The organism is Actinotignum sp. usb-actsch-rep-73 (assembly GCF_059082735.1).
In genome coordinates this window covers 72,759-98,447 of the sequence record NZ_JBHNPV010000083.1, presented here as the reverse complement: position 1 = coordinate 98,447, position 25,689 = coordinate 72,759, and the positions used below count along the sequence as shown (strand labels likewise).

The window sequence follows — 25,689 nt, the reverse complement described above, 5'->3', positions numbered from 1 at the left end:
GAAGATTCAATGATGTCTCGTAAGCGTGTGATTGGCGTTGCCCTACTGGCATCCTGCGGTGTGATCTTGGGCGCGTGCGCACCTCAAGTCGACGACACTATGAGTGATGGATCGACACCACAACCGATGCCCTCACAATCTGGCCAGTCAGGCCAGTCGGGTGATGCCACCCCAGAATCTGGCCCTGACAAACAAGAACAGGGCACGCAGCCAATTAACGGCGACGCTTGGGTCAACGAGTTGGAAGACGCCCCGTCTCAACCTGGTAAAACCCCCGCGATCTTCCACGATATGCGTGTTGGCGAACACGACACTTTCTATCGCATTGTCGTTGAGTTCACCGGCGAGGCCACCCTGGGCTACCACCAATCGTGGGCCGACAAGCCGATCGAACAGGGACGCGGACAGGAATTGGACGTGGAAGGCGTCGCCTATCTTGATTTCGTCCTGACCGGAACATCAATGCCGATCATGGACGGACAACTCGAGCAGTATTATCAGGGGCCACGAAACCTGCAGGTTGGTCCCTTGGACGTACGCGAAGACGGAACCTTTGAAGATTCGACCCACATCGTGATCGGTATGGATCACGCGAGGAATTTCCAGCTCGGCTTCCTGACACATCCGCTTCGAGCAGTAATCGACATCCAGAAATAGCAAGCAGAGCTAATCCAGAAATAGCAAGCAGAGCGAGAGCCTCGGGAGCGCTTGTCTCCCCCAGCCTATTTGCCTGCCTTCTTCGCCTTCTTCGCCTTCTTCTCTTCGAGCTTCTTACCTTCTTTTTCCCACCACGGGCCGGCCTTCGTCTTCGCCTGCCACATACGAGTCGGAGGTTCAAGGCCGCGCAGTTGTGCCACTCCCTTGGTCAGCGCAGTGTGCATGCGCGAAGTCGCTTCTTTCACTGCCTCGTGATTATCTGCCCCTTGGTCACTCATCAGATCCGACAGGTCAACAGGAGGCATGATCTGGTAGCGAATCGTGCGCCCAGGGCGGAAATCAATCTTCGACGAGTATGGGCCCTTGACGAATTGAGCACCCCATTGGGCAATCGGAACCACCGACACACCGGTGTCCAACGCCAGGCGCGCAGCACCCGTCTTGAACGACATCGGCCATTGATCGGGGTCTTGAGTGAATGTGCCTTCCGGCCAGATAGCGACAATATCGCCGTCTTTCAGAGCCTCGGTGGCAGCTTCCAAAGACTGAGCGGGATTCACTTCGCGGTCAACGGGGATCAGCCCCATGCCCGCAAAAATTGTGCCCATCACCGGCACAGAGAACATCGACTTCTTCGCCAGAAAACGAATCTTCGTCTTGCGCTTCATATAGAACCAGCAGAGGCTCAGCGGATCAACGGCTGACAAATGGTTCACAATCAGCAAATACGGGCCGTTTTCCGGGATGTTTTCGGTACCCTGCGCATCAATCTTCACCCACGGTGTCATGATCGGACGCAGGACGTTCTGGGCGAAGCGGTAGACGCCAGTGATCTTCGTGCTCATGGATCGAAGTCTAACGTGAGAACAGGCACTCGCCGCGGAATGTCAGGGTGCTGTCCACCTGCGCCTTTGCGTCTAAGGTCGGCGAATGGGTGCAGGAGCGATCCGTCACGCCTTACGCCGACTACGTTCCTCAGACCAGAACGTCGACGATGTGCGGCGCCGAAGTCACGGTGAAGGGAATCTCGGCCACCTTATCGCCGTCCGCCATGGCAACCATGCCAACGGGCTGGGTAATTTCAATCGACGAGGCCGGCTCCACATGGATGACCTCATGCCCCTGCGAGCGGCCACCCACAACCTTCGCCAAGATCGGAAGAGCCTTCAACAACGGGATGTCTTCAACGTGGCACAGTTCCATGATCCCGTCGGTCATATCGGACTGAGGAACAAGGCGAACGCCACCACCCAATCGTCCAGAGTTAGAAACGGACGTGATCCACCCAGTAAGCTCGCGTTCTTGCCCATCAATCTTCAGCGTAATGGTGGAAGGACGATGGGTTGCGAGAGCAGCGAACGCTCCATAGCCGTATGCGATAGGACCAGACGTAAACATTGACTCGTTCGCCAATAGATTCGCCTTCGCATCCAAGCCCAAAGAGACCAGGCCCAAAACCAGGGAATGAACAGTTCCGTCTGGGGTGGTCACCCACATTCCGTCCATCGGGCGAATTCGCGAAGCAAATAGCTCGTCGCTTTCTTCGTTCACAAAACCCAGTTCTGCCAACTGTTTCGCGCGAGCTGACGCATCGGGGCTGATCCCAAGAGCTCGACACAGATCATTGCCTCGTCCGCCAGGAATCGGCGCGAACAACGCGCCAGCTTCGTGGGCGCCTCGTGCGATCGCCGAAATGAAACCGTCACCACCCAGGGCGCCAATCACATCCTCGGTTGTTGCAGACGCAATCTGACAAGGGTCATCTGACGCTCTGGTGACGCTGACTCGGACTGCCCAACCACCGCCACGTAAAATGCGGACAACTTCGGGGCCGACGTTCACTGAACGACCACCGGCTGACATAGAAGAAATCAGCAGATGGATTGATCGCCTCTCCGCCGTAGTGTGCGCAGTCATTGATTCGCTTACTTCACGTAGTCGACGCGAGCATCCAGCTGGTGCAGCTTCTTCGTAAAGTGCTCATAGCCTCGAGCAATCACGTCAATGCCAGCAACCGTAGACGTTCCCTGAGCGGCAAGCGCAGCAATCAGATGCGAGAAGCCACCGCGCAGATCAGGAACCTCGATGTCCGCACTATGCAGCGGAGTGGGGCCGGAAATAACAGCGGAGTGGAAGAAGTTACGCTGGCCGAAACGGCACGGTGTTCCGCCCAAGCACTCGCGGTAGACCTGAATATTTGCGCCCATCTTGCGCAGGGCCTTCGTGAACCCAAATCGGTTCTCATAGACGGTTTCGTGAACGATGGACAGGCCTTCAGCCTGAGTCAAAGCAACGACAAGAGGCTGTTGCCAGTCGGTCATAAAGCCCGGGTGTACGGCCGTTTCAAGGGCAATCGACTTCAGTTCGTCACCGGGATGGTAGAAGCGGATGCCGTCAGAGTCGATGTTGAACGCTCCACCAACCTTGCGGAAGGTGTTAAGGAAGGTCGTCATGTCGGGCTGGTGTGCGCCACGGACATAAATATCACCGCGGGTTGCCAGCGCAGCGGCGCCCCATGATGCAGCCTCAATACGGTCAGGAAGTGCGGTATGACGGTAGCCCTTCAGCGTGGGCACGCCTTCGATGCGGATCGTGCGATCCGTATCGACGGAGATGATGGCACCCATCTTCTGCAGGACGTTAATGAGATCCATGATCTCAGGCTCGATCGCCGCCCCCTTCAAGGTGGTAATACCTTCAGCACGAACAGCGGTCAAAAGGGTCTGCTCGGTGGCACCGACTGAAGGGAACGGAAGCTCAATAACCGCACCGTGCAAGCCCTCTGCGGGCTTCGTGATGTGGACGCCGTCAACACGCTTATCGACGTTCGCGCCAAACTTGCGCAGGCCTTCAAGGTGGAAGTCAATGGGGCGACCACCGATGTTGCACCCACCCAGTTCCGGGATGAAGGCTTCACCGAGCTGGTGCAACAACGGACCGCAGAACAGAATCGGGATGCGCGAAGCCCCGCCGAGGGAATCGATGTCAGAGCGCGACGCAACCTGAACGTTCGTCGGGTCCAGCGTCATCACACCGGTTGTTTGGTCGAAATCAACAGTCACGCCGTGAAGGCGCAACAGGTCCGACACAACATCAACGTCGCGAATCAACGGCACGTTCGACAGCTGTGACGGAGATTCACCAAGAAGCGACGCAACCATCGCTTTGGGCACGAAGTTCTTGGCACCACGAACAGTGATTTCACCGGTTAGCGGGTGACCGCCTTCAACGCGAAGCACGGAGGGCATGAATCAGGCTCCTCAAAAAGATGAATAGTCTGCCTCAACTTTAAAGCACGGCGTGCCGTGAGCGTCTGCAAAGGAGAGTCACGTCTCCCACAGATTCACTCACGGCACAACACACTCAGATGAAACCGAGTTTCGAAGTATTCAGTGACCCGAACTCGTTCAGCGAGCGGACGGCATTCCCAGCCCAACAGGACGAGCAGGAATGACCTCTTCCTTCGGAAGATACTTCGCCGGAAGCGTCTTCGGCTTGAAAGAAGGACGGCTGGTTTCGTAGGCGTCGATTGCGTCTTCGTCGCGGAGAGTGAGAGCAATATCGTCGAGGCCCTCCATCAGGCACCAGCGCACGTAGTCATCAATCTGGAAGGACGCGGTGATCGGACCGGCGGTCACCGTCTTGTTTTCAAGCGAGACAGTGACTTCGGTGCCCGGCTCGTTTTCGAGGATCTTCCACAGGGACTCACAGTCTTCTTGAGAGATCACGCCAGCAACAAGACCCTGCTTGCCCGCATTGCCTCGGAAAATATCGGCAAACTTGGCAGACAGGACGACGCGAAAACCGTAGTCCTTCAACGCCCATACCGCGTGTTCACGCGACGAACCGGTACCGAAGTCGGGGCCGGCAATCAGGACAGAGCCAGAGCGGTACGCATCCTGGTTCAAGATGAACTCGGGATCGTTACGCCAAGCAGCGAAGAGAGCGTCTTCGAAGCCGCTGCGAGTAATGCGCTTCAAGTAGACGGCGGGAATGATCTGGTCGGTATCGACGTTCGAGCGACGAAGCGGAACACCAACACCGGTATGGGTCGTGAACTTCTCCATGAGTGTTATCTCCTTCTTCGTTTCTTACAGATCAGCGGGGCTGGACAGGGTGCCTCGAACCGCAGTTGCAGCGGCAACCAGCGGGGAAACCAGGTGGGTGCGACCACCCTTACCCTGGCGACCTTCGAAGTTACGGTTCGAGGTGGATGCTGAACGCTCCCCTTCCTTCAGCTTGTCGGGGTTCATTGCCAGGCACATCGAGCAACCGGCATTACGCCATTCGGCGCCGAAGTCGGTGAAGATCTTGTCCAGTCCTTCAGCTTCAGCCTGCAGGCGCACGCGAGCAGAGCCGGGCACGACCAGCATGCGCAGGTTGTCTGCCTTCTTACGGCCCTTGATGACGGCTGCCGCTGCACGCAGATCCTCGATACGACCGTTCGTGCACGAGCCGAGGAAGACGGTATCGATCGGGATTTCACGCATCGGAGTGCCCGCCTCGAGCCCCATGTATTCAAGCGCACGCTGGGCTGCCATCTTGCCAGTCTCATCGGTGAAGTCATCCGGATTCGGGACAGTGGCTGAGAGCGGCACGCCCTGGCCGGGGTTTGTGCCCCAAGTGACAAATGGTTCAATATCGGCTGCTTCGAGGATGACCTCGTTATCGAAGACGGCATCATCGTCGGATCGCAGAGTCTTCCAGTATTCGACTGCGCGTTCCCACTCTTCCCCTTCGGGAGCGTGCGGACGTCCCTTGATGTATTCGAAGGTGGTTTCGTCGGGAGCAACCATGCCGGCGCGGGCGCCCGCTTCAATCGACATGTTGCAGATCGTCATGCGGCCTTCCATCGACAGCTCGCGGATTGCTTGACCTCGATATTCCAGAACGTAGCCCTGGCCACCGCCGGTGCCGATCTTTGCGATGACAGCGAGGATGATGTCCTTCGCAGTCGACCCTGCAGGCAGGGAACCGTTGACGGTGATTGCCATGGTCTTGAACGGAGCCAGTGGCAGGGTCTGGGTTGCCAGAACGTGTTCGACCTGGCTGGTACCGATACCGAATGCGAGTGCGCCGAATGCACCGTGCGTCGAGGTGTGCGAGTCACCGCAGACAATTGTCATACCCGGCTGAGTGATACCCAGCTGCGGGCCGACAACGTGAACGATGCCCTGGTCGGCATCACCCAACGAGTGCAGACGAATACCGAACTCTTCAGCGTTCGAACGCAGAGTGTGAATCTGTGTACGGCTGGTCTCATCAGCGATCGGCAGGTCGATATCGAGGGTCGGGGTATTGTGATCCTCGGTGGCGATCGTCTGATCGGGACGACGAACCTTTCTCCCTGCCAAGCGCAGCCCTTCGAAAGCCTGGGGACTGGTCACTTCGTGAACAAGGTGGAGGTCAATGTAAAGAAGGTCAGGGGCGCCACCTTCGCCCTTTTTCACAATATGGTCTTGCCAGACCTTTTCGGCCATTGTGCCGGTCATGTTTCCCCCTTACGTGCGTTCAAAATAGTCCTGAACAGCGCTTACTTACAGACAAACGGTCACCGAGCGACTTATTCGCTTGCTGTTTCCTTGTTCATCGTCTGCCGTTTCAGCATGCGAAGAGTTGCAGTCTCATTGGTTGAGATGGCAAACTTTTGAATATGGAGGATTCAACGACTAGTGGAGTCGGAGTTCTTGACAAGGCAGCACTCGTTCTCGGCGCGCTTGAAGCCGGACCTGCCACCTTGGCTCAACTCGTCTCCGCGACAGGTTTGGCCCGACCCACCGCGCACCGTCTAGCGGTTGCCCTTGAGTACCACCGCATGGTTGCTCGCGACATGCAGGGACGTTTTGTTCTCGGTCCCCGCCTCCAAGAACTCGCTTCGTCTGCTGGCGAAGACCGTCTGCTTGCGGCGTCGATGCCCGTCCTGAAGGCTCTTCGGGATCATACGAAGGAATCCTCACAGATCTTCCGTCGCCAAGGCGACTACCGTGTCTGCGTTGCCGCATCCGAACGTGAGATGGGTCTGCGCGACTCCATCCCGGTTGGCGCAACTCTATCGATGTCCGCCGGTAGCGCAGCACAGGTTCTGCTTGCATGGGAAGAACCCGACCGCCTCCACCGTGGTCTTTACGGAGCCTCCTTCAACGCGACGACGCTCTCTCAGGTTCGTCGGCGCGGGTGGGCACAGTCTGTCGGCGAACGCGAGCCGGGAGTCGCGTCAGTTTCCGCTCCGGTACGAGGCCCCTCGGGTCGAGTCCTCGCTGCCCTGTCGATTTCCGGTCCGATTGAACGCATGGGGCGCCAGCCCGGTCGCCAGCACGGCCCGTCCGTCGTCGCAGCAGCAAACCGCCTGTCTGACTTCCTGCGTAGTGTCGAAGACGGCGAGCTCTAACCTCCTCTTCCGCCTTTAACCTCCAACGCATAAAAGTGTGAGCCCCAAGAAAACTCTTGGGACTCACACTTTTTGACTATCGAGTCGTCAGCAGTCCGTTGTCGTGTTCAGACGCAGGACACCGTAGGTCCAACCGTGTCGGTGGTAGACGACGCACGGTTGCTTCGTTTCCTTGTCAATGAACAGGAAGAACGGGTGGCCAACCATTTCCATCTGGTTGAGTGCTTCATCAACCGTCATCGGTTCGGCTTCGTGAACCTTTTGACGAACCAGGATCGGAGTATCGCCAAGCTGCTCTTCGCGTGCTTCACCAACCTTGAGGTCTTCCGCAGAGCGAAGCTTGAGCGGAGCGGCCTCTTCGATGGTATCTTCAACCGGCACGGGTTCTTCGAGGAACTCGACCTCATCCATCTCGTGAGAGTAGCGACGATGATGATCCTTGGCGCGGTCACGCAAGCGACGGAGGCGTTCGAAGAGTTTACCGGCCGCAATATCTACAGCTGCGTAGCGGTCGCCGGATTCTGCTTCTGCTCGAATGATTGGACCCTTGCCGTAGACCGTGAGCTCAATTCGCTCGGCGGTATCTGCTTGGCGAGGATTACGTTCGTGTGTCAGTTCCACGTCGACGCGCTGAGCGCGCGGGTAGAACAGGGTAATCTTCGAGACTTTCTCTTCGACGTACTCACGGAAGTTCGGGTGGATTTCCGCGTTGCGTGCGACGACAGTGATGTCCATTTTTCCTCCATGGGAAGCTGGCGAGCTTCGTTGCTCGCGGGGTTGAATGTCCGATTGCCTCATCGCATCGGACGGTGATCGTAGCTATCACCCCCAGTCACTGGGCAAAGACGCCATTCTTCGGGTCATCTTTGCTCTATCGGTTATACGCCTATCATACCCCTTTTTTCGTGAGCTGCGTCATAGAAAGGCTAAACTCGGGCGCATACGCCGACCGCGTCAACCCGTCCAACAGCGCGCGCCACCTCACGGCATGTCGCTCCTGTTGTCAACACATCATCAACAATCACTACCGCCACATTGGCGGGAATATGAAGCCGCCGGCGCATGGATCCGGCTCGATCGAGACGGCGGCCTCGTCCCCCACGACCCGCTTGAGAGCGCACGCCAAACCGCAAACGAACTGCGCCAACCACCCGCGCTGGCCGTCCACTGACCTGCGCAAGCCCTAACGCAACACCCCGGGCAAAAGCGCCGGTCACATTCTTACCGTGAAGCACTCGTTTCCAGCTCGACGGCGCAGGAATCACCCACCACGGCTCATCGCCTGGAAGCGCAGTGGCAAGACAACGCCCCACACTTGCGCCCGCGTCATATAAGAAGTCGTCGCCACGAAAGGTCGGCGAATGTTTAGAGGCGATGATGATGTTCCTCAACTCGCCGTCATACCTTCCGATAAACGCCATCGGCACGGTGGCGCCACTTCCGTCATTATCACAGGGCGCGCATGGCATTCCCGTTTCGCTCTTCCCTAAGGTGACGAGGCCGATCCGCTCTAATCGAGCGGATCGAAGCGCGATACTACGACAACGCGGACACACGACATGATCCCAGACCATACAACCCGCACATTGAGCAGGCATCAGTATTGACAGCAGGGACAAAACCGCGATGCGTAAACGCTGAAGAACCTCCATTTCTCCATCATGTGCCTCTGCTTCAAGGAGGGCGAACGGGGAATCTGCATTCTGTGGATAACCCGCCTCAATTTGCTACGGTGTTTAACAATTGTTCACTTTGACGTGAAAACGAAACTGAAAATGAATCAGATGCGCACTCTAGCCAGGGAATCGCACGTCGGCGAAAGTTGCGGGCATAGCCTGCCATAAAGCACCCGTTCGACACGTGACGCTACCCGAAGGGGCCTTCACACACACATTCGCCGTCGTCAGACCAGCACTGACTGCTAAGGCCTGATCTGGAACCTCGGACTGGGAAACAAAGCCACCAATCGCAACTTCATCCAGTTCCATATCGTCACTATCAGCCGACGATTCAGCCGAACGAACAACCACATAGGACGACGAACCAGCCCACGAAAGATCAGCAATCTGCCCGTGAATACCGAGAATCGCCTGACCGTCTTCAAGGCCTAATGGCACACCGCTACTATCTCGCGCAACCGCGAACATCCAAGCGGTCGCGTTCGACGGCGTTCCAGACAAAACAAGAGCTCGCGCGCCATCGGGCGAAATGGCAACGCGAAGCACGCTCACAACACCTGTTTCATTCATGGGAACACGTCCAACCTGGCCGTCGGGAGTCGTTGCAATGATCGGTCCGCTTGTTGAAGCGGGCGACCAGACCCAGCCGAAGCGGTCAATCGAAGGAGCCCCGGCCTCGTTCCCCGACCCCACGTCCACCGACGAATGCGCGCCTTGAGCACCCGAGGCGGACACGACCAGCGAATTTCCTTCGCGCCATGCCACAACATCGCGGTTAATCGGCGACACCGCCGGATACGACGCGGAAGACGCAGGAGAAATCGGCAAGTCAAACGGTGTCAGAGTAGAGCCCGCCAGCGATCCAATGCGGCCTGCCTGCAAAGCAATTCGCGTATCCAACGAATAGGAGGACAACGCCGGAGTCTCGACCCCTTCAAGAGAAACCCCGGAAAGACTCAGATCCACTGTGGAAATCTGCGAATCCTGAAGGAGGGTTTCCGTCACCTCCCACGCAAGAAGCTGACGCGGGGTTCCCTCGCCAACCGTGGGGGAGCTCAGATCCACTTTCGCGATCTGATCACTGATTTCAACCCCCTGAGCCGGGAACGTCGTTCCACCGGGAATCGCATTCATGACCGCCGCTTCGATCGTTTGGCTCGGCCCAGCGATCAGACCTGAGAGCAGATGCGAGGCAAGGCGACGCGAAGGATACCAACGAGGATCCGCAACCAAGGCATCCCCGGTCCTCGCTGGGAAATAGAGGTTCGCTTGTTCATAGGCAGCGCTGAACGCCGTTTGAGAAACGATGAACGCATCTTCGGGGGAATCGATGCGCCACTGCCCGCCCTCTTGGACCAGGTTGAACGTCGACGAGATCATGGAGTCTTCGCTCCGCGTCATCACGCCTTCACTGTTCACTGAGGCGACAGCGGGAACAGTCACCGTTGCTGTTAACGTTCCCGATCCCTCATCACCTTTAATTGAAATCGACGGCGACGAAGCAGTGTCATAGATCAGAGCCTCATCATCTGGTGCCCACACCTGCTGGGAAGCAGCCGTTAAAAACAAGCGCGCAGTCGCAAAATCATCATTCGTTCCCGCAGCGCTTGCAAGAAGAAAATCAGAAATCAACGTCTGCGGATCAGAATTCTTCAAAGGCCCATCAGCAGCAAATTCAACGGGATCAACGTCAGGAACAGACACCTCAAAGGGCGCTGGATCCGATGCCAGAGGCAACGCAATACAGCCGGCAAGGCCAAACATGAGGATTCCGGACAATAATCCGGACGCACATCGTCGCTTGAGGGCACACCTCATCATGTGGCTTCCTCCCACAATTCAAGAGGAGTCGACACTACGGTCCCACCCGCCGCCTTCGGCAGGGTCATCACGAACGAGGCTCCTTCGCCAATCTTTCCTGTCGCAACCAAAGTGCCCCCGTGAAGCGCCACGTCCTCTGCAGAAATGGACAGACCCAACCCGGTACCACCCGTTGTGCGTTTACGCGAAGAATCCGCGCGGAAGAAGCGGTCAAAAACGTGGGAGGCTGTTTCCTCACTCATACCGGCGCCATGGTCGCGCACCCTGACAGCAACGTCTGTTTGACTCTGAGCGACCGTAATATCAACCGGAGTTCCTTCAGCGAATTCAAGAGCATTCACGAGAAGATTGCGTAGCACGCGCTCGATACGACGCACATCAATCGGGCACGCACACCGTTCTTCGCCCGCGTGAAGTGCGACGGGTACACCCAGCCGATATGCCAGCTCAGTATTAGCTTCAATAACCCTGGCAACAACCGTCTTCAGGTCCGTCATTTCAGCTTCAAGATCGGCTGAGCGAGCATCGTAGCGTGAGATCTCAAGCAGATCGGTAAACAGTGAATCCATTCGTTCTGTCTGATCGTGGAGAAGTTCAGCCGATCGTTTCGCCAGAGCGGGGAGGGCATCCCGGTTATCCCAGATGACTGAATCCGCCATCTTGATTGTCGTCAAAGGCGTTCGAAGTTCGTGGGACACATCGGAAACGAAGCGCTGCTGAAGCTGTGAGAGCTCATCGTATTCTTCGATCTTTAATTGTAAGGATTCAGCCATCAGGTTGAAGGCCCCCGACAGCTGAGCCATTTCGTCACTGCCCTTGACGTCAAGACGAACGTCCAGATCACCGGTAGCAAGTTTCTTCGCCGCATCTGCCGTTTTGCGAACGGGACGAAGCAACTGAAATAGCATCCAAAACGCGCCAACTGGCAGAGCAATCATCAAGGGAGTGGCGGCGACCAAAAGGACACGCATCACCATATTCACTTGGCGTTGATCGGAGGCAAGGGAATAGACGATGTACAGTTCGTGCGTTCCTGCTCGAGGAAGACGCACCGTCGTTCCGACAAGGATTCCCGGATCCACGTGATCGCCGTTGGCTGGGATGGCAACAGACTTCCACTGAGCCTGTCCCCCGTTTTGCACGGCATCACGCATTTCGGTGTCGATCAACGCATCAACATTCGCGTCGACGATCTGGTTGATACGGAACGTCGATGTCGAGGTCTGAGAACGCAAGAGAATAACAGAAACAGCACCCGCACCGCCGGCAGATGCCCGAATGTTCTGAACAACCTGACGGGCAGCTTCCTGAACCTGATCGGGAGTTGAAGCCGTTGACTGGTCGAAAACAACCTGGGCGCTTGAAAAACGCAGGGCTGCGTCTTCGAGGATCTGAATTCGACGCGACTCAAATGCGGTATCTTTCAACTCAGCAGACACGAGCAGTCCGAAAACAGTGATCACTCCGAGGGCTGCAACCGTGATCGCTAAAGCCGAACGAAGTGATAGCGAGGCGCGGACCGCGCGCGCAGGCCCAGAGCGATAGACGGCTGTGTAGACACGCGAGTTCGTCCACTTACGCACACGTGTTCGAAGGCTCTGAACCCACTTCTTCAGCCGCGGATACTTGTGATAAGGCGTGTCAGGCGAGCTGGCAACATCGCTGGTTGAAGCCACCGCGTCATCTTGAACGAGCTCCGAGTCAGTGTCGCTTGCCACGCCACGGTCAGGCGCCTGCGCCGGCACGGTAGCCGACTCCCCTCACCGTGATAACAACTTCAGGCTTTTCCGGATCTCGTTCGATCTTCGAACGCAGACGCTGGATATGAACATTCACAAGACGTGTATCCGCCGCATGGCGGTACCCCCACACCTGCTCAAGAAGTTCTTCTCGACTAAACACCTTCCACGGTGCTCGCGCCAGCGCGACAAGAAGATCGAATTCAAGCGGGGTCAGCGAAATTGCTTCGCCCCCACGCATGACCTCGTGCCCAGGAACATCAATCTCGACGTCATTAATCGACAGCTTTTCGTCACCTGAGTCGTCACGCCCACGCAGACGTGCACGAATTCGAGCAACAAGCTCCTTCGGCTTAAACGGCTTTGCCACATAGTCGTCCGCACCTGCTTCCAGGCCAGCCACAACATCTGACGTATCCGTGCGAGCGGTCAGCATGACAATCGGAACATCCGACTCCAGACGAATCTGTCGGCAGACTTCAATTCCGTCGAGACCGGGCAGCATGAGATCCAAGAGGATCAAATCAGGATTCGACGCGCGGAAAGCCGCGAGCGCTCCGCTTCCATCTGAGCAGGTGGCGATAGCAAATCCTTCGGCTTCTAATACGATGCCAATCATCTCTGCAAGGGCGACGTCATCGTCGACTACTAGGATTCGCGAAGTCATATAACGATCGTGTCACGATCGAACGGTTTTTGTGACTCGACTCGCCAAATGGTTCAACGTTACCCCTTTTCGCTACCCTTTTCCCTTATCTTTTTATCGTCTCATGCCATACTTTTTTCATCTTCATTGATTGAAGTGACCTCCAGAGAGCCGTCATGACTGATTCAAACGACTTCCGCCACCTCCACGTGGGTTCATGGGGAGAACCGGATTCTCCGAACACTCCACAGTTCCACCCACAGGACAATGCCACTGTGTGTGCCTCTCAGGATCCTTCGTCCACCCAGGGATTCAATCAGCCTCCCCTTCAGGCAATGAACTCCACGCCAATGTCGCCCGGTTCTCCCTCCCCAGTTCAGCCCGGAATTATCCCCCTGCGCCCACTGGGCGTGGGTGACCTGTTTTCTGGAACGTTCGAGGCTCTTTCAAAGAACCCGTTCATCTTGTTTATTCTTCCCGGAATCGTCACGATTGTTACTGGGATCATTACGCTCGTCACGATCTATTTCGCGTTACCGAATTTCACGTCGCTTGTTGATTTTGACGGTCGCATATCGACCGATGACCTGTCGACAATCGGGATGACGATGACGCTTCGTACTATTCCCTTCGTTCTGATTCTGCTTGGTCTAGCTGGCTTGTTCCCAGCGATCGTGGTTCCAAACGGTACGGCTGACGCGATCATCGGTAAGAAGCTATCCGCCGAAGATGCCTTCAAGCGCTTTAAGTCCAGACTGCTTGCCATGATCGGTTTAAACATTCTCTGGGCATTCCTCTTCACCCTGATCGTCAGCGTTACGTTCACCGTATTCTCGCTGGTCGCCCTAGGCGTAAACTACGTCACCGACCGTAGCCACACTCAGATGATGATGGTTTTCTTGCTCTTCGGCTCAGTTGGAGCGATCACGACATTCCTTGTGTGCGTGTTCTTCCACGTTCGGTTCATTTTTGCTCAAACGGTATGCGCGGTAGAAAATCTCTCCCCATTTAAAGCGTTGAAACGCTCGTGGAAGCTCACACAAGGCGTAGCGTTCAAGACTCTTGGACGCACCATCCTGATTGCAATGGTGATGGGCGCGATCGGAAGTATTTTCTCCGGAGTGCTCTCCACATTCACTACGTTCACCATCAGTACCGACTTCACTTCGTTCACCATCAGTACCGATCCGCAGATGTATCTGACCGCAATTCCGTTAGCGGCAGTAGCATCCACGATCGTGCAGATGCTTGTCATGCCTCTTTCGCAGACATACATCGCGTTGATGTACGTCGACGAACGTATCCGCAAAGAAAACTTCGCGTACACGTTGATGGAGCAGATTCGTCACTGAGCCTGCTGAGCGCGTCCGTTTAGTGTGAGTGCGGAGCGTCAGAATCAGAAATAACCGTGAACTGAGCCCTGCGTTTCGCATACGGAGACTGCGGGTCAAGAGGGCTTGAAGTATCAGGATCTTGGGACGTAAACGGACCTCGTTCGCAGGCCTCGTAGGTTCGCGGTCTGGAACTACGCGATGGCGAATCCGTTGCCTGAGAGGCGGACGAACGCGGAGGAACTCCAGCCTGCGATGCTTCGGATGACGAGGTAGGCGTCTTGGCGGCCTGGCGAACCGCGTCCACAAGGGCAAGCAGATCGTCGCCCGAAGGCGGAACCGAATCAAAGTGGGTGACAAGTCGGATGAGCTGCCAGTCCTGAGGCGGATTAAAGCGGTTCGCGTGGTCTTCGCACATGTCATACGCGTTGGGTTGCGCATATGTTGACAGTGGGCCGAGGACAGCCGTAGCGTCCGCATAGTCATAGGTCAACGTGGCAACTGCCGGACGTGAGCATCCTGGCTTAGAACAAAGACGAGCCGAAATCACCCCCATAGCCTACGCCAGGATTACCCATTCGGGGCGTTGGCACTCTGACTAAGGCGAAGCACGTTAATGTTGTGGGGTGCCTAGTCGAATTCATCATCCTCGTCGCGATCCTCATGGTCGTGGTGGCAGGGGTCCCGTCTTTTTCCCGGGAACACCCGCATGGCGAACCAGGCGCGAAGCCTTCGATGAAATGATCGGCGCGCACATCGTAGAGCTCACTCGACGCTGGCCCGAAGTGGCAACAATCGAATTCGCTACCGAGGATGTTCCTCCGTCAAATCCAGCTCCGTGGGAATCTCACGCTGAAGTGCTTGCACGCATTTTCCACGCTGATCGCAGGCGAGGTCTTCGAGACAGAATTGTCATCTATCGGCTTCCGATCGTTCTTCGCGCAGGCGATCAGGACGTCGTGAAGATTACACGTCAGATTCTGGTCGACAGGATCTCGCACATCTTGGCGATTCCGCCGGATGAATTAGACGAATACCTGCGCTGACAGGTTGAAGACACACTGCCAGCCGAACACGTTGTCAGCGCGTCGGCTAATATGCGTGCCTTACCTAGTTGAAAACACACTGCCAGCCGGGACGTCGTCAGGGGCCGACGTGGACCCTAGCTTGTTGCGTTGCCAACCCTCCGGTGCCAACATTCCACGTTGCGTGCACAACACCATTCGGAGTTGTTGCGCTGACAACGATGGAGGCGTAAATCTGCTGATCAGATGTCACCTTGCCGTCATCTCTAGGAAGATCAACGACGGTGGATGTGCCCGCAGGAACTTGGACTTCCCGACCAGCAACGCTGACCGTAGCGTCTGAGGACGCATCCGTGAGAGGATTCACCAGTACCATCTGCGCAGTCACGTCGCTCACACCGGAGTTACTTTCCAGAGACGTTGCGCGCAGAGGCGTGGCACTCAGTTCCTTTGTTACCAGATCACTCAGGGTTGTTAGCCCTGGAATATCTGCCTTCGAGAGAGCGTTCGCAGTGGCGATACTCGACAGGATCGTCCACGTCTGATCCGTCTGCGCCCACTTTCCGCCATCCCACGATTGTTCAATGGCACTCACGACCGGCGCATCGGACGTGACCATAATGCCACTGGCGGCTGATGCGATACCCGTCAGTGGAATATCCAGAACGGTTTGGGCATCAATTTCCAGTTCTGTTCCTTCGACAACCTTTGACCCGTCCTCGCCGATCAAGGTGACCTGAATCGACGCGGGGTCTTCCCCGGGGACACCGATGCGGAGAAGAGACGCTGTTTCGCCACCAAGACCCGCGAACACTACTTGTGTCGCAGGTTTCGTCGACGCACTCCATGTGGCACCAGCGGGGATTTCGCCATCCAATCGGGAAGTTTGAGCCCACGCGGAGATGCCCACCGAATCGGACTCAATATGCAGGGCGATTCTCTCTTCGTCGGGGTACCAGCCCGAGGGCACGACGGTGATCGTTTTCCCAGCGGGCACGGTGAGCGTGTGCGGAGCATCGTCCAGCAATCCAATCGGCCCATAGCCGGTCACGGAAACGGTTGCTGGGGTTGCGCTGGGATTGGCCAGAGCAAGAACAACGTCATTACCCGCATACGTCGAGCCCGTAAGAATCCATTGATCGCCGCTGGGAAGTGAGCAGCCCGTGGCTGACAATCCCAGTAGTTCTCCGCCACCTTGGCCAGTGATGACAACACCTGTAGGAACGCCGATTTCTTCATTTGGCGCCCCTGAGGCAGTGATCGATCGGGCCAGTTCATCACCGTCTGTGGGGGCAAGAGTCGACCAGATGTGTCCTGCAGTCGTGGTGGCAGGAGTCGACGCGAATGGGTCAATGATTCCCGGTGGACATGCAAGCGTCACCGATGACGGGGCAGCCGTGATGACGGGTGTTTCAATCGTCGTGGGTTCTTCACCGGACAGGAACGTTGTAGCGCTAGCGGCAAGCCCCAAGAGTGCAAGCGCACCAAGGGAAGCGAGCAGTGCGACCGGTTTGTTCATGCGTTCAGTCATGAGCGACGCTTCCTCCACGGCATACCGGCCAAGAACGCGAATCCTAGAGCCACCAGTGATGCGATCATCCACGGGAGTTGCCACCAGCTTTGATGCCACACGTGAAGCTCTCCGTCGGTAACCCCACTAAATGCTTGCGCCCAGCCATTGGAGGCCAGCTGCGGGGTGAGCTCGGTTCCGTTCACTGTTGCTTTCCAGCTGGAATGCGCGCGTTCTGCCAGCTGCACTGTCGCATTCGTTCCGGTGTTTTCAACCGTTCCACGCGCATCAAGCAAGCCGGAGTCGAGGCTGGCGACGGTGTTGAACGCATTCAGTGTCACCCGCGCAGGGGTACGGCCTTGCGGGCGGATACGCCACAGGTATCCCGCATCGGTTTCGCCAACGCGTTCAATGTCGGGGGCAGATGCCAGTGCTTGCACGAACTGCTGGACTTGTACAGAATCAGAGCGCACCAGAATCGAGTCGATTCCGTGCTCACCGATTGCCTGGACTGTAGAGGCGTCAGGGTAGGAAACGAGCGTGAGCACCAGCGTTTGAAGGTCTGCTGTTGCTGCGTCCGATGGTGCACCCGAGGTGGCCTCGTGGTAGGCGATCGCGCGGGTAAGCGCTGTTGAGTCGGTGAATGACGGTCCGTTTGCGCGCCACACGTTGGCATCAATGACGAAGAATGTTGCGTCTGCGTCCAGGACAAGAACGCGTCCTGCAGTTTCGGACGTTTGCGCCTGCTTGGACACTGCCGCGATCACATTCGGGTTGGCGACGACGTGGTCTGAAGTCAAGCGTTGAGTTTGCGTCAAGTCGCCGTCAGCGCCAAGCGCACGAATGTGAGTGAAAGCAGGAAGCACCCCACCGGCGACGATTCCGATTGTGCCGATGAAAGCGACCAGTTTCAGCCAGAACGGTGCTTTGGCGTCCCACGTCTTGACGTGAGAGGACGAAAGTGCAATGGCAACAAGCATGCCGACCGCGCCAAGCGAGAAGTAAGTGCCAGTCCAGATAGTTGTCGTGGTTGCTCCGCTCAGGCCTGCATCGAGTCTGGAGGCGAAGGGTGTCGACGCAAGAATCAGTGCACTGGTGAACACGATCAGTGGGACGACGCGGTTGCGACGGTGCGCGCTAAGCGTCGACGAGGTCATGACTGCGAAAGAGCATGCCACTCCCCCGATGATTAAGAATGCCGAAGGCGCGACCCAGATGCTCATTTCAAGAATCGACGAGGCCGCGCTTCCCAATCCGAGCACCGTGAACCACGAGGGCGCGGTCGTGGAAGCAAAGGTTCCGCCCGAAGCGTCCAGCAAGGCTCGCCAGCCTCCGGGACTGGTCAGGGCGAAAGCGTAGAGCGGAGTGACAAGAGCGACCGAAGGAAGAAGAGCGAGCAGAGCGCGAACCCATGGCAGGCGCCGGGTTGCGGTAGCCACAATCAGTACGAAGAGCACTGCAAGAAGCCCGGAAGGAAGCGCTGCAACAAGGAAAGCCGAGGTCAACGCAAAGCGCGCTAACGCACCGGTTCGTTCTGACCTGAGCAGTTCCACGGTGCCTTGCGCTCCGGCAATTCGCAGAGGCTCTGGCGCAGTGAGAACGCGGAACCATTGGTCAACGGCAAGGGGAAGCAGGACGTGGAAGAGTGCCGGTCCGATACGCCCCTGCGAGGCGGCAAGGCTGAGGGACGGAAGGAATGCCCATGCGAGCGATCCCAGGGCACGCACTGTGATGGACTGAGTCAGACGACCGGTCAGGTGCCATGCGCTCAGGCAGGAAAGTGGCCCGGTGAGCATCGCAATGATGCCGATAACGGTAGTCGGTTCGATGCCGGCAAAAGAGAAAGGCCACGTAATAAGTGCGAAGGGAATCAACAGCGGATCGTTAGGGCCGGCCATACCATCGCCACCGGGGATCCATGAAGCCCATGCTGCGTCCCAAAGATCGCTCCACGACGAAGGGAGAGTACGCCACGCGCCACCACTCACTGACGAGGTACGTCCCCACCAGAAGGCCACGCCGAGGGCGATCGTGGCGAGCATGATGGTCGCGAAAGCTACGCGTGAGCGCGAACGATACTGAGCGCGCGATGCGGTAACCAGCGGGTCTTCGTCTTTGTCTTGACCGATTGCCTGACGTCGTCTGCGCGCACTGTCACGCACCTGTCGACCGCTTACGTACAGCTCGCGAAGAACCTTGACGGGAACGATACGACTACGTGCTGCACGGTGACGCGCTAAGAGCAGGTGCGGGGTTATCGCAATCAGAGCCAACCATGCCCGCAATTCAGGCCAGAACAGTTCACCGCGACCGCTGACTAAGCGCCCAAAAGCACGCGCGGGCGACCAGAAGGCAAGCCAGAGCGCCAAGAATGGCAAAGTGAAGACTCGCACGCCCTTTGCCCAGTTATAGAGCTGGGCAAAGCGACGCTGGCCAAAACTCATATCGCGGGGGACGCGCACGGAAATGGAGGAAGGCTGGTTGAACAGATCGAGAACGCTGGCATCGTCACTCGCCGTTGCAGGCTGGTCGTCTAAAGACTCTTCAGTGTTTTCGCTGAGCGCCAGTAGTGCCGGAGGAATGTACGAGGTACGAAGGTGGCGAATCCTCGCTTTGGGCGCTACAACAACGCGATAGCCGGCAAGGTGCAACCGGCGGGAGAAATCGAGGCCTTCTCCGAACGGACCGAGAGCAGTGTCAAATCCTCCCACTGCGTTCCAGGCAACGGTGGAGACGAGCATTCCCGCAGTGCCGACGCCCAGGACATCAGAGGTTGAGTCGTATTGTCCTTGGTCGATTTCGCCACGGAGAATTCCGTCAGCTCGACGCGCGCTGGACGTTGCCTGAATACCGCATTCAATGATGTGGGACCCATCGGAGCACATTTGTTTTGGACCGACGGCACCGATGGTGCGTGAGCGGTCTGCATGTGCCCAGAGGGCATTCAAGCAGTCTGGTTCAGGAATGGAATCAGAGTGAAGGACCCACGCCCACGCGTAGGTGTTCAGAGCAGCGTCTTTATCGGCGAACGCCCGATTGAGAGCCTGCGAAATGTTCTTGGCGCGGGGCGCGCTGATTCTGTGGGCCGTGGGAGCAATGCGACCAATGAGCCCAGCAATTTCAGTGTCTGACGCTGGAGAACAATCAATAACATAGATTGCACCAGGCTTCATTGTCTGGGCTTGAACAGCAACGAGGACATCGCTGAGGATTTCAGTGGCCTCGTGAGCAACAACGAGAGCTACGACAGAGGAGCTCACTGGAGAGTCATCTTTCAGATAGCGAGGCGACGCATACGACGGCGTTCGCGCTCTGACAGCCCGCCCCAAATACCGAATCGCTCGTCGTGGTCGAGAGCGTACTGCAAGCATTCTTCACGAACTTCGCAGGACTGGCAGACAGCTTTTGCTTCGCGTGTTGACCCGCCCTTTTCGGGGAAGAAGGCTTCCGGGTCGGTCTGAGCGCAGAGTGCGTGCTCTTGCCATGCAAGAGGACCGTCAATCGACGCGTAGAAGTCAGCATCGAGTGCTTCAGACCAAGAAATCGGTCCGTCACCGAGAATGTTCCACACGCGAATATCTCCTTGCAGTTTTACATCAATATAAGAATTACACGCGTGTCATCTTCATAAGTCAAGCCCGAGGGAGTAATTGAGAAATCCTTGCCTGCCAGTTGCAAGAAGTGAACTATTGTGGTTAGCCAGTATTTGTGCGCCTCAAGCAGGTTTTCGGCAGGAATCCGGCATTGTTATTCGATGAGCTTGGAGAACATCTGTCCACTACGATTCCACTTATGACCACTTTCCCGCAACTCATTTCGCTTCTGGCAACACGTCCATCCCCGCAAATGACGATCTATTCGCACGAACGCGTTGAGTTCAACGGACCGGTCATTGCCCGCTGGTTCGCGAAGGTCGCCAATCTTCTGGGAAGCGACCTTGCTCCGAACCTGTTTGATGGCCCCTTTGGCTTCGAAACTCCCTCGACCGTCTCTTCTGACTCCAACAATGAGACGCGCCAAACACTGTGCCTCGCCGTGGGCCCGTGGCAGAAGCTCACGTGGAGCGTTCCCGCGCTTGCTATGGGATTGAAGCTCTGCAGTGATTCAGCAACGCTAGGTGTTTCCGACATCCTTGTGACAGATTCGGTTGACGAGGCCTCACGCGACGCGCTGAAGCGCGGCGCGTGGGTGTTAGCCCAACCACGCACCTACCTCACGTTTTCGTGGAATGGAGAGCCCCTGCCTGATGGAGTGCTCGATGCACTCATGGAGGTCGGCGCTCAAAGCGACGCACTCGAAGTACCCATTCCACAGCTGGCACCCACATCCGTTGAAGAAGCGTGTGGCATCACCCACCTGCTTGAACCAGCCACCGCGTCTTCTGAATCGCAACGCATTGCCCTTTATCAGTTGGATCATTGCGCCCCCATCGCAGTCACGCACTGGTTAAGTGGGCGCAGCCTCGTACTTATTGATCCGAAACTGTATTCCGAGCAAGAGGCACAACGAATCGCTCAGTCAGAAGGCGCATCGCTCCTTCACGACGGCGCGCACTGAACGCGACTGAACAATCGGCGACTACCACACGCCCAATACGTGTGCGAGCGCCAGCTGGAAACCTTCATGAGGCTTGCGTCGAATCTGACGCCAACGACGAGCGAACTTCAGACGACCAGAAACAGACGTGTCCTCAAGCTCGCCGATCAATGTACTCAGATCCGCCATCACCTGATCGTCGTATCGTGCCACCTGACGCACAGCACGCGCGACCGCCAAGAACTGACCACGATAGAAACCGCTACGCAGACGCGCAAAACGGTCGGCATACGCTCCCAATCCCCTATTCGCGCCCTGCACATTCGCTTCATGCTGACGATAATCCAGGGTCGGCGTCGCACTCACAATCCACTTGGCACCAATCGCACGCGAAATCGCATACACGTACCAATCGTGGACACCGATGGCAGAGTAGTCCAAAAGCTCTAGAGCATCACGAAGTTTTTCATGGAATTCCGGCGTAAAAACATAGGTCGACCCCGGTCCGGCAGCCTCAAAAATGTGGTCCCACCGTTGCATGGCACCCGCTTTATCAATCAGAGTCTTCTTCCCCGACTGATCGAAGCTCGTGACATTCGAGGATGTCACATCCGCATGTTCAGCTTCAAGAATCGCAATCTGTCTGGACAACTTATCCAGATGCCACACATCATCTTGATCCGTAAACGCAACATACGAACCATCCGGACGATGCGTCATGAACAGATGAAGGAAATTCCCCGTCACACCCGGCGTACCGTCGCGAGGCGGAAGAAGGCGAATACGTCGATCCTGACCAGCGCGCTGTGCAACGTGTTCAACAGTGCCGTCTGTTGACCCGTCATCAGAAACGAGCAACGTTACGTCGACTCCCCTCTGATCAAGGATTGAATCGATCTGTTCGTCAATCCACGTCCGACCGTTGTAGGTCGCCATTAAGACCGTGACGCGCGGGTTTTCACCCAACGCGCCACGTGCGTGGCTATCCACGAATCAGTGACCTTCAGCCGCGTACTTCGCTTCGACGGCTTCCTTCAGCGGCGCCCACCATGCTTCGTTATCGGTGTACCACTTGATCGTGTCGGCAAGACCCGAGCGGAAGTCCGTAAAGTGGGGCTCCCACCCAAGTTCTTCGCGGAGCTTCGTGTTATCGATCGCGTAGCGCAGGTCGTGGCCAGGGCGATCGGCGACATGATCGAAATCGTCTGCCGGGTAGCCCATCAGTTCGTTCAGGATCGTGACAACATCATGGTTGTTCGTTTCACCGTCAGCGCCGATCAGGTATGTTTCGCCGATACGACCCTTCATCAGGATGTCCCAGACCGCCGTGTTGTGGTCGCGAACATGGATCCAGTCGCGAACGTTCAGACCATCGCCGTACAGGCGCGGACGGACACCGCGCAGACGGTTCGTGACCATGCGAGGAATGAACTTCTCGATGTGCTGGTAGGGACCGTAGTTGTTCGAGCAGTTCGAAATCGTTGCTTCCACACCGAACGAACGCACCCACGCGCGAACCAGATGGTCCGAGCCGGCCTTCGATGCCGAGTAGGGCGACGAGGGGTTGTAGGGAGTGGTCGGCATGAACTTAGCGGGATCGTCCAGTTCCAGATCGCCGTAGACCTCGTCGGTTGAAATGTGGTGGAAACGAACCTTGTGGCGTCGGACTGCTTCAAGCAGGGTGAACGTACCAACCAGGTTCGTCTGAATGAACGGCGACGGATCGTTCAGAGAGTTGTCATTGTGTGACTCGGCAGCAAAGTGCACGACAGCATCAGCCTTCGCAACGACTGAATCGACAAGATCAGCATCCGCAATGTCGCCTTCAATGACGCTCAGACGTTTCGCCATGTCCTCGGACACATCGGTCAACGAGCCACGGTTGCCTGCGTAGGTGAACGCATCAAGAACAACAACATCTACATCCGGATGGTCTTCAAGAAGAGTGTGGACGAAGTTAGCTCCGATGAAACCAGCACCACCAGTAACGACGATTCGCACGATGAACTCCTAACAATTGAACAGCTTTATAGGCAATTATGCCGTACGAGGACATTGAATGAGCTTCAGACGCACCATCAACAGAAAAGAGAAGCCGGGGGAAGCACATTTCTTGATGCCGTGCTTGCGAGCACAAGAAGCCCTGATCACCTGAGGGGAGAAAGACGCACTCCCCTGATCCCCATCAGCTAGATATCGTCTCAGGAATCAAAGCTTCGCAGAAGATCACGACCGAACGCCCAGATACCTCGCGAATACTTCGAGTAGTTGCCTTTAGACGCCTCCCCCATAAGCGTTGGGATCCGAGAAAGATGCCCTTTGGGCATGAGTGAACGAGCCTGCTGATGCTTCGCTGCCCGTTCTAAGCGTTCTCTGTCCTCTTCGAGTCCACGGTTGGTGCTGGCGACAAAGTGGAATGCGCTGAGGGCTCGCGTCAAGCGTCGCGCGTCATCATCAGAGTCTGCTGAAATCTTGCGTTTGATCTGAACAGATAACGGTTCTTTTTTCGCGCCAATTTGGTTATTCTCATGCTGGCGATAGTCCGTCAGGGCTTCTGGAAGAAGAACCAGCTGACGGTCAAAAGCGGCAATGAACGCAAGCCACTCGTCGTGGATCCAGCCGTCAGGAACCGGCATAATACTGCGCGCGAATTCCCCCTTCACCGCAGCCGTTGCGCCCGTAACAAGGTTCCGCTTGAGTAGTACCGCGAGCGCATCGCCATCGACGAGGTTCCGTTTCTCCCACGCGCTGACGTTGAGCTCTTCAAGAAGCGCCGATCCCTTTGGATTCCCCTCAGCGTCGACAAGGCGGGCATCAGAATGAACGAGCTCTTTGTCGTCAAGAGTTTCGACTAGTTTCTCAACTTTGTCCTGATGCCAGACATCATCCTGATCGCACAAAATAATGACGTCACCGGTCGTCGCGCTGATTGCATCAGCAAAGTTACTCCTGACGCCAAGGCCGGGATTATGACGCCGGACCATGAGGTCGATGTTTGTTCCAGCAACACGCTCTTCAACAATCTGAACTGTGTTGTCACTAGAAGCGTCATCGCCCAGAACAATTTCATCCACCGGCATGGATTGAGCCAGAATCGACTCAATCTGCTGAGCGATAAATCGTTCGCCGTTATACGTACACAGGGCGACGCTGATGCGCGGAGAATCAATCATTGAAAGTAATTGTTGGCATCATCGCAATCGGCCCCGTACCTGCATAAGGCCCAGCAACGATCAAGTCCCACGCGTTGTGGCGATGATTGATGGTCCTCCCAAGTCCATCTGCAATCCCCGCATGAAGGCGATACATTCCATCCCCAAGAGGAAGATTAGGAATCGAGAATGTGACTCGATTCTGACCCGTAACTGAAGGCATCACCGATTTTGAGGCATTGGTATCAAATGTAAACAAGTGCTGACCAAGATTGGTCTCGAATGTAATACCAACCAGCCAGTCATCCATTTTCTCTTCAGTGGTGAAAACCATCTGGACTTTCATATCATCGCCAGTATTCAGGCGATGAACACGATTACCGTGTGCGTCCTCAATATAAACATCATCGAGACGGACTTTGCCAAACAAGTAATCTGAAGGATCGCTTTCCTTCTGTTCCCTATCGGCAAGCTCAAATGCTTCACGAAGAGCATGAACTGCTTCTTGCGTATTACCGTCAAAAACAACGTGTCCATGATCGAGAACAACACCGCGGTCACAGACCGCATTCACTTGATCTGCTGAGTGCGAGACAAGAAGAATCGTTCGTCCTTCACGTTGAAATTCGGAAATCTTATCCATGCACTTTCGTTGGAATGGCTCATCACCAACCGCAAGGACTTCATCAACAAGAAGAATGTCCGGATCCGAGTGAACCGCAACTGCAAAGGCTAGGCGCACATACATTCCGGAGGAATAGAACTTCACCTGAGTGTCGATGAAGCGTTCGATTCCAGAAAAGGCAACGATCTCATCGAACTGTCGTTCAGTCTCCACGCGAGTCATGCCAAGAACTGATGCATTGAGAAAGACGTTCTCTCTACCAGTTAAATCCTGATGGAAGCCAGCTCCAAGCTCAAGTAAAGCCGCCATGCGCCCACGTGTAGTCACCGTTCCTATCGTCGGACGAATGATCGAGCCCATGATTTTAAGCAGTGTAGATTTACCAGAACCGTTGTGTCCCATCAGACCGACTGTTTGATTCATTGGGATCGACAAAGAAACGTCTTCCAACGCATTAAACTCTTCGATATGAGCTTTTGAAGAATGGACGACTCGATCCTTTATCGACATATCTCGATGGATCTTAAAAGATTTTGACACATTATCTACACGGATAACATCTGGATAAGTCTTAGCCATT

The 25,689-nt window shown here is 56.2% G+C and carries 23 protein-coding genes; 5 read left to right on the top strand and 18 right to left on the bottom strand.

Annotated features, from left to right (window positions below):
• The first annotated feature begins 12 nt into the window (after positions 1 to 12).
• Positions 13 to 657, top strand: a complete 645-nt coding sequence (locus AC5RE1_RS08040; protein WP_285068047.1) for an AMIN-like domain-containing (lipo)protein — start codon at positions 13 to 15, stop codon at positions 655 to 657.
• A gap of 65 nt (positions 658 to 722) precedes the next feature.
• On the opposite strand, the gene AC5RE1_RS08035 is transcribed toward AC5RE1_RS08040, so the two are convergent.
• From AC5RE1_RS08035 to leuC, 5 genes are all read right to left on the bottom strand, one after another.
• On the bottom strand, positions 723 to 1,502 hold the full coding sequence (locus AC5RE1_RS08035; RefSeq protein ID WP_285068046.1) for a lysophospholipid acyltransferase family protein: 780 nt from the start codon (positions 1,500 to 1,502) through the stop codon (positions 723 to 725).
• A 130-nt stretch (positions 1,503 to 1,632) separates the two neighbouring features.
• The gene (locus AC5RE1_RS08030) at positions 1,633 to 2,574 is read right to left on the bottom strand and encodes a diacylglycerol/lipid kinase family protein (RefSeq protein WP_493938604.1); all 942 of its coding nucleotides are present in this window, start codon (positions 2,572 to 2,574) and stop codon (positions 1,633 to 1,635) included.
• 8 nt (positions 2,575 to 2,582) lie between these two features.
• Positions 2,583 to 3,905, bottom strand: a complete 1,323-nt coding sequence (gene murA / locus AC5RE1_RS08025) for a UDP-N-acetylglucosamine 1-carboxyvinyltransferase (protein WP_285068044.1) — start codon at positions 3,903 to 3,905, stop codon at positions 2,583 to 2,585.
• A 159-nt stretch (positions 3,906 to 4,064) separates the two neighbouring features.
• Entirely contained in the window at positions 4,065 to 4,724 is a 660-nt protein-coding gene (gene leuD / locus AC5RE1_RS08020) for a 3-isopropylmalate dehydratase small subunit (protein WP_493938601.1), read from the bottom strand.
• A 24-nt stretch (positions 4,725 to 4,748) separates the two neighbouring features.
• On the bottom strand, positions 4,749 to 6,149 hold the full coding sequence (gene leuC / locus AC5RE1_RS08015; protein ID WP_493938599.1) for a 3-isopropylmalate dehydratase large subunit: 1,401 nt from the start codon (positions 6,147 to 6,149) through the stop codon (positions 4,749 to 4,751).
• Positions 6,150 to 6,310: 161 nt separating this feature from the next.
• On the opposite strand from leuC, the gene AC5RE1_RS08010 reads away from it, so the two are divergent.
• On the top strand, positions 6,311 to 7,045 hold the full coding sequence (locus tag AC5RE1_RS08010; RefSeq protein WP_006681325.1) for an IclR family transcriptional regulator: 735 nt from the start codon (positions 6,311 to 6,313) through the stop codon (positions 7,043 to 7,045).
• Between the two features lie 87 nt (positions 7,046 to 7,132).
• On the opposite strand, the gene hpf is transcribed toward AC5RE1_RS08010, so the two are convergent.
• The 5 genes from hpf to mtrA form a co-directional block, all read right to left on the bottom strand.
• A complete protein-coding gene (gene hpf, locus AC5RE1_RS08005; protein ID WP_493938597.1) occupies positions 7,133 to 7,780 on the bottom strand; it encodes a ribosome hibernation-promoting factor, HPF/YfiA family in 648 nt (215 codons plus the stop codon).
• A 191-nt stretch (positions 7,781 to 7,971) separates the two neighbouring features.
• Positions 7,972 to 8,466, bottom strand: a complete 495-nt coding sequence (locus AC5RE1_RS08000) for a ComF family protein (protein WP_285069657.1) — start codon at positions 8,464 to 8,466, stop codon at positions 7,972 to 7,974.
• Between the two features lie 372 nt (positions 8,467 to 8,838).
• Positions 8,839 to 10,545, bottom strand: coding sequence for an LpqB family beta-propeller domain-containing protein (locus AC5RE1_RS07995; RefSeq protein WP_493938595.1), 1,707 nt, complete (start codon positions 10,543 to 10,545; stop codon positions 8,839 to 8,841).
• Positions 10,542 to 12,128, bottom strand: a complete 1,587-nt coding sequence (gene mtrB / locus AC5RE1_RS07990) for an MtrAB system histidine kinase MtrB (protein WP_285101511.1) — start codon at positions 12,126 to 12,128, stop codon at positions 10,542 to 10,544. Before mtrB ends, AC5RE1_RS07995 begins: the two co-directional genes overlap by 4 nt.
• 142 nt (positions 12,129 to 12,270) lie before the next feature.
• Positions 12,271 to 12,951: an MtrAB system response regulator MtrA gene (gene mtrA, locus AC5RE1_RS07985; protein WP_285068039.1), complete on the bottom strand. Its 681-nt coding sequence runs from the start codon at positions 12,949 to 12,951 to the stop codon at positions 12,271 to 12,273.
• Between the two features lie 155 nt (positions 12,952 to 13,106).
• On the opposite strand from mtrA, the gene AC5RE1_RS07980 reads away from it, so the two are divergent.
• Positions 13,107 to 14,282 (top strand): DUF7847 domain-containing protein, encoded by a 1,176-nt coding sequence (locus AC5RE1_RS07980; protein WP_493938592.1) that lies wholly within the window; start codon positions 13,107 to 13,109, stop codon positions 14,280 to 14,282.
• A 19-nt stretch (positions 14,283 to 14,301) separates the two neighbouring features.
• Here AC5RE1_RS07980 and AC5RE1_RS07975 read toward each other — a convergent pair whose 3' ends face one another.
• Positions 14,302 to 14,811: a DUF3499 domain-containing protein gene (locus AC5RE1_RS07975; protein ID WP_006681332.1), complete on the bottom strand. Its 510-nt coding sequence runs from the start codon at positions 14,809 to 14,811 to the stop codon at positions 14,302 to 14,304.
• Between the two features lie 76 nt (positions 14,812 to 14,887).
• Here AC5RE1_RS07975 and AC5RE1_RS07970 point away from each other — a divergent pair, with 76 nt between their 5' ends.
• Positions 14,888 to 15,307 (top strand): metallopeptidase family protein, encoded by a 420-nt coding sequence (locus AC5RE1_RS07970; RefSeq protein WP_219810861.1) that lies wholly within the window; start codon positions 14,888 to 14,890, stop codon positions 15,305 to 15,307.
• Between the two features lie 97 nt (positions 15,308 to 15,404).
• On the opposite strand, the gene AC5RE1_RS07965 is transcribed toward AC5RE1_RS07970, so the two are convergent.
• From AC5RE1_RS07965 to AC5RE1_RS07955, 3 genes are read right to left on the bottom strand one after another with little or no spacing between them, the layout of a single operon-like run.
• Positions 15,405 to 16,817, bottom strand: coding sequence for a DUF5719 family protein (locus AC5RE1_RS07965; protein WP_179369793.1), 1,413 nt, complete (start codon positions 16,815 to 16,817; stop codon positions 15,405 to 15,407).
• Positions 16,814 to 20,056, bottom strand: a complete 3,243-nt coding sequence (locus AC5RE1_RS07960; RefSeq protein ID WP_493938589.1) for a glycosyltransferase family 2 protein — start codon at positions 20,054 to 20,056, stop codon at positions 16,814 to 16,816. Before AC5RE1_RS07960 ends, AC5RE1_RS07965 begins: the two co-directional genes overlap by 4 nt.
• 14 nt (positions 20,057 to 20,070) lie before the next feature.
• Entirely contained in the window at positions 20,071 to 20,367 is a 297-nt protein-coding gene (locus AC5RE1_RS07955; RefSeq protein WP_103631983.1) for a WhiB family transcriptional regulator, read from the bottom strand.
• 221 nt (positions 20,368 to 20,588) lie between these two features.
• Here AC5RE1_RS07955 and AC5RE1_RS07950 point away from each other — a divergent pair, with 221 nt between their 5' ends.
• Positions 20,589 to 21,353 carry a hypothetical protein gene (locus AC5RE1_RS07950; protein WP_493938587.1) on the top strand — a complete coding sequence of 255 codons (765 nt, stop codon included), beginning with the start codon at positions 20,589 to 20,591 and terminating at the stop codon, positions 21,351 to 21,353.
• Positions 21,354 to 21,374: 21 nt separating this feature from the next.
• Here the strand turns inward: AC5RE1_RS07950 and AC5RE1_RS07945 are convergent, their stop codons facing one another.
• The 4 genes from AC5RE1_RS07945 to AC5RE1_RS07930 form a co-directional block, all read right to left on the bottom strand.
• Positions 21,375 to 22,322, bottom strand: coding sequence for a glycosyltransferase (locus AC5RE1_RS07945; RefSeq protein ID WP_493938585.1), 948 nt, complete (start codon positions 22,320 to 22,322; stop codon positions 21,375 to 21,377).
• Positions 22,323 to 22,325: 3 nt separating this feature from the next.
• Entirely contained in the window at positions 22,326 to 23,333 is a 1,008-nt protein-coding gene (gene rfbB / locus AC5RE1_RS07940) for a dTDP-glucose 4,6-dehydratase (RefSeq protein WP_493938583.1), read from the bottom strand.
• Positions 23,334 to 23,533: 200 nt separating this feature from the next.
• Entirely contained in the window at positions 23,534 to 24,505 is a 972-nt protein-coding gene (locus AC5RE1_RS07935) for a glycosyltransferase family 2 protein (protein WP_285101507.1), read from the bottom strand.
• Positions 24,498 to 25,688, bottom strand: coding sequence for an ABC transporter ATP-binding protein (locus AC5RE1_RS07930; RefSeq protein WP_006681341.1), 1,191 nt, complete (start codon positions 25,686 to 25,688; stop codon positions 24,498 to 24,500). Before AC5RE1_RS07930 ends, AC5RE1_RS07935 begins: the two co-directional genes overlap by 8 nt.
• Position 25,689 lies beyond the last annotated feature (1 nt).

Coding starts and splice junctions, on each gene's coding strand:
- AC5RE1_RS08040 (WP_285068047.1), top strand. CDS start 13: ATGTCTCGTAAGCGTGTGATTGGCGTTGCCCTACTGGCATCCTGCGGT.
- AC5RE1_RS08035 (WP_285068046.1), bottom strand. CDS start 1,502: ATGAGCACGAAGATCACTGGCGTCTACCGCTTCGCCCAGAACGTCCTG.
- AC5RE1_RS08030 (WP_493938604.1), bottom strand. CDS start 2,574: ATGACTGCGCACACTACGGCGGAGAGGCGATCAATCCATCTGCTGATT.
- murA (WP_285068044.1), bottom strand. CDS start 3,905: ATGCCCTCCGTGCTTCGCGTTGAAGGCGGTCACCCGCTAACCGGTGAA.
- leuD (WP_493938601.1), bottom strand. CDS start 4,724: ATGGAGAAGTTCACGACCCATACCGGTGTTGGTGTTCCGCTTCGTCGC.
- leuC (WP_493938599.1), bottom strand. CDS start 6,149: ATGACCGGCACAATGGCCGAAAAGGTCTGGCAAGACCATATTGTGAAA.
- AC5RE1_RS08010 (WP_006681325.1), top strand. CDS start 6,311: ATGGAGGATTCAACGACTAGTGGAGTCGGAGTTCTTGACAAGGCAGCA.
- hpf (WP_493938597.1), bottom strand. CDS start 7,780: ATGGACATCACTGTCGTCGCACGCAACGCGGAAATCCACCCGAACTTC.
- AC5RE1_RS08000 (WP_285069657.1), bottom strand. CDS start 8,466: ATGGCGTTTATCGGAAGGTATGACGGCGAGTTGAGGAACATCATCATC.
- AC5RE1_RS07995 (WP_493938595.1), bottom strand. CDS start 10,545: ATGATGAGGTGTGCCCTCAAGCGACGATGTGCGTCCGGATTATTGTCC.
- mtrA (WP_285068039.1), bottom strand. CDS start 12,951: ATGACTTCGCGAATCCTAGTAGTCGACGATGACGTCGCCCTTGCAGAG.
- AC5RE1_RS07980 (WP_493938592.1), top strand. CDS start 13,107: ATGACTGATTCAAACGACTTCCGCCACCTCCACGTGGGTTCATGGGGA.
- AC5RE1_RS07965 (WP_179369793.1), bottom strand. CDS start 16,817: ATGACTGAACGCATGAACAAACCGGTCGCACTGCTCGCTTCCCTTGGT.
- AC5RE1_RS07950 (WP_493938587.1), top strand. CDS start 20,589: ATGACCACTTTCCCGCAACTCATTTCGCTTCTGGCAACACGTCCATCC.
- AC5RE1_RS07935 (WP_285101507.1), bottom strand. CDS start 24,505: ATGATTGATTCTCCGCGCATCAGCGTCGCCCTGTGTACGTATAACGGC.
- AC5RE1_RS07930 (WP_006681341.1), bottom strand. CDS start 25,688: ATGGCTAAGACTTATCCAGATGTTATCCGTGTAGATAATGTGTCAAAA.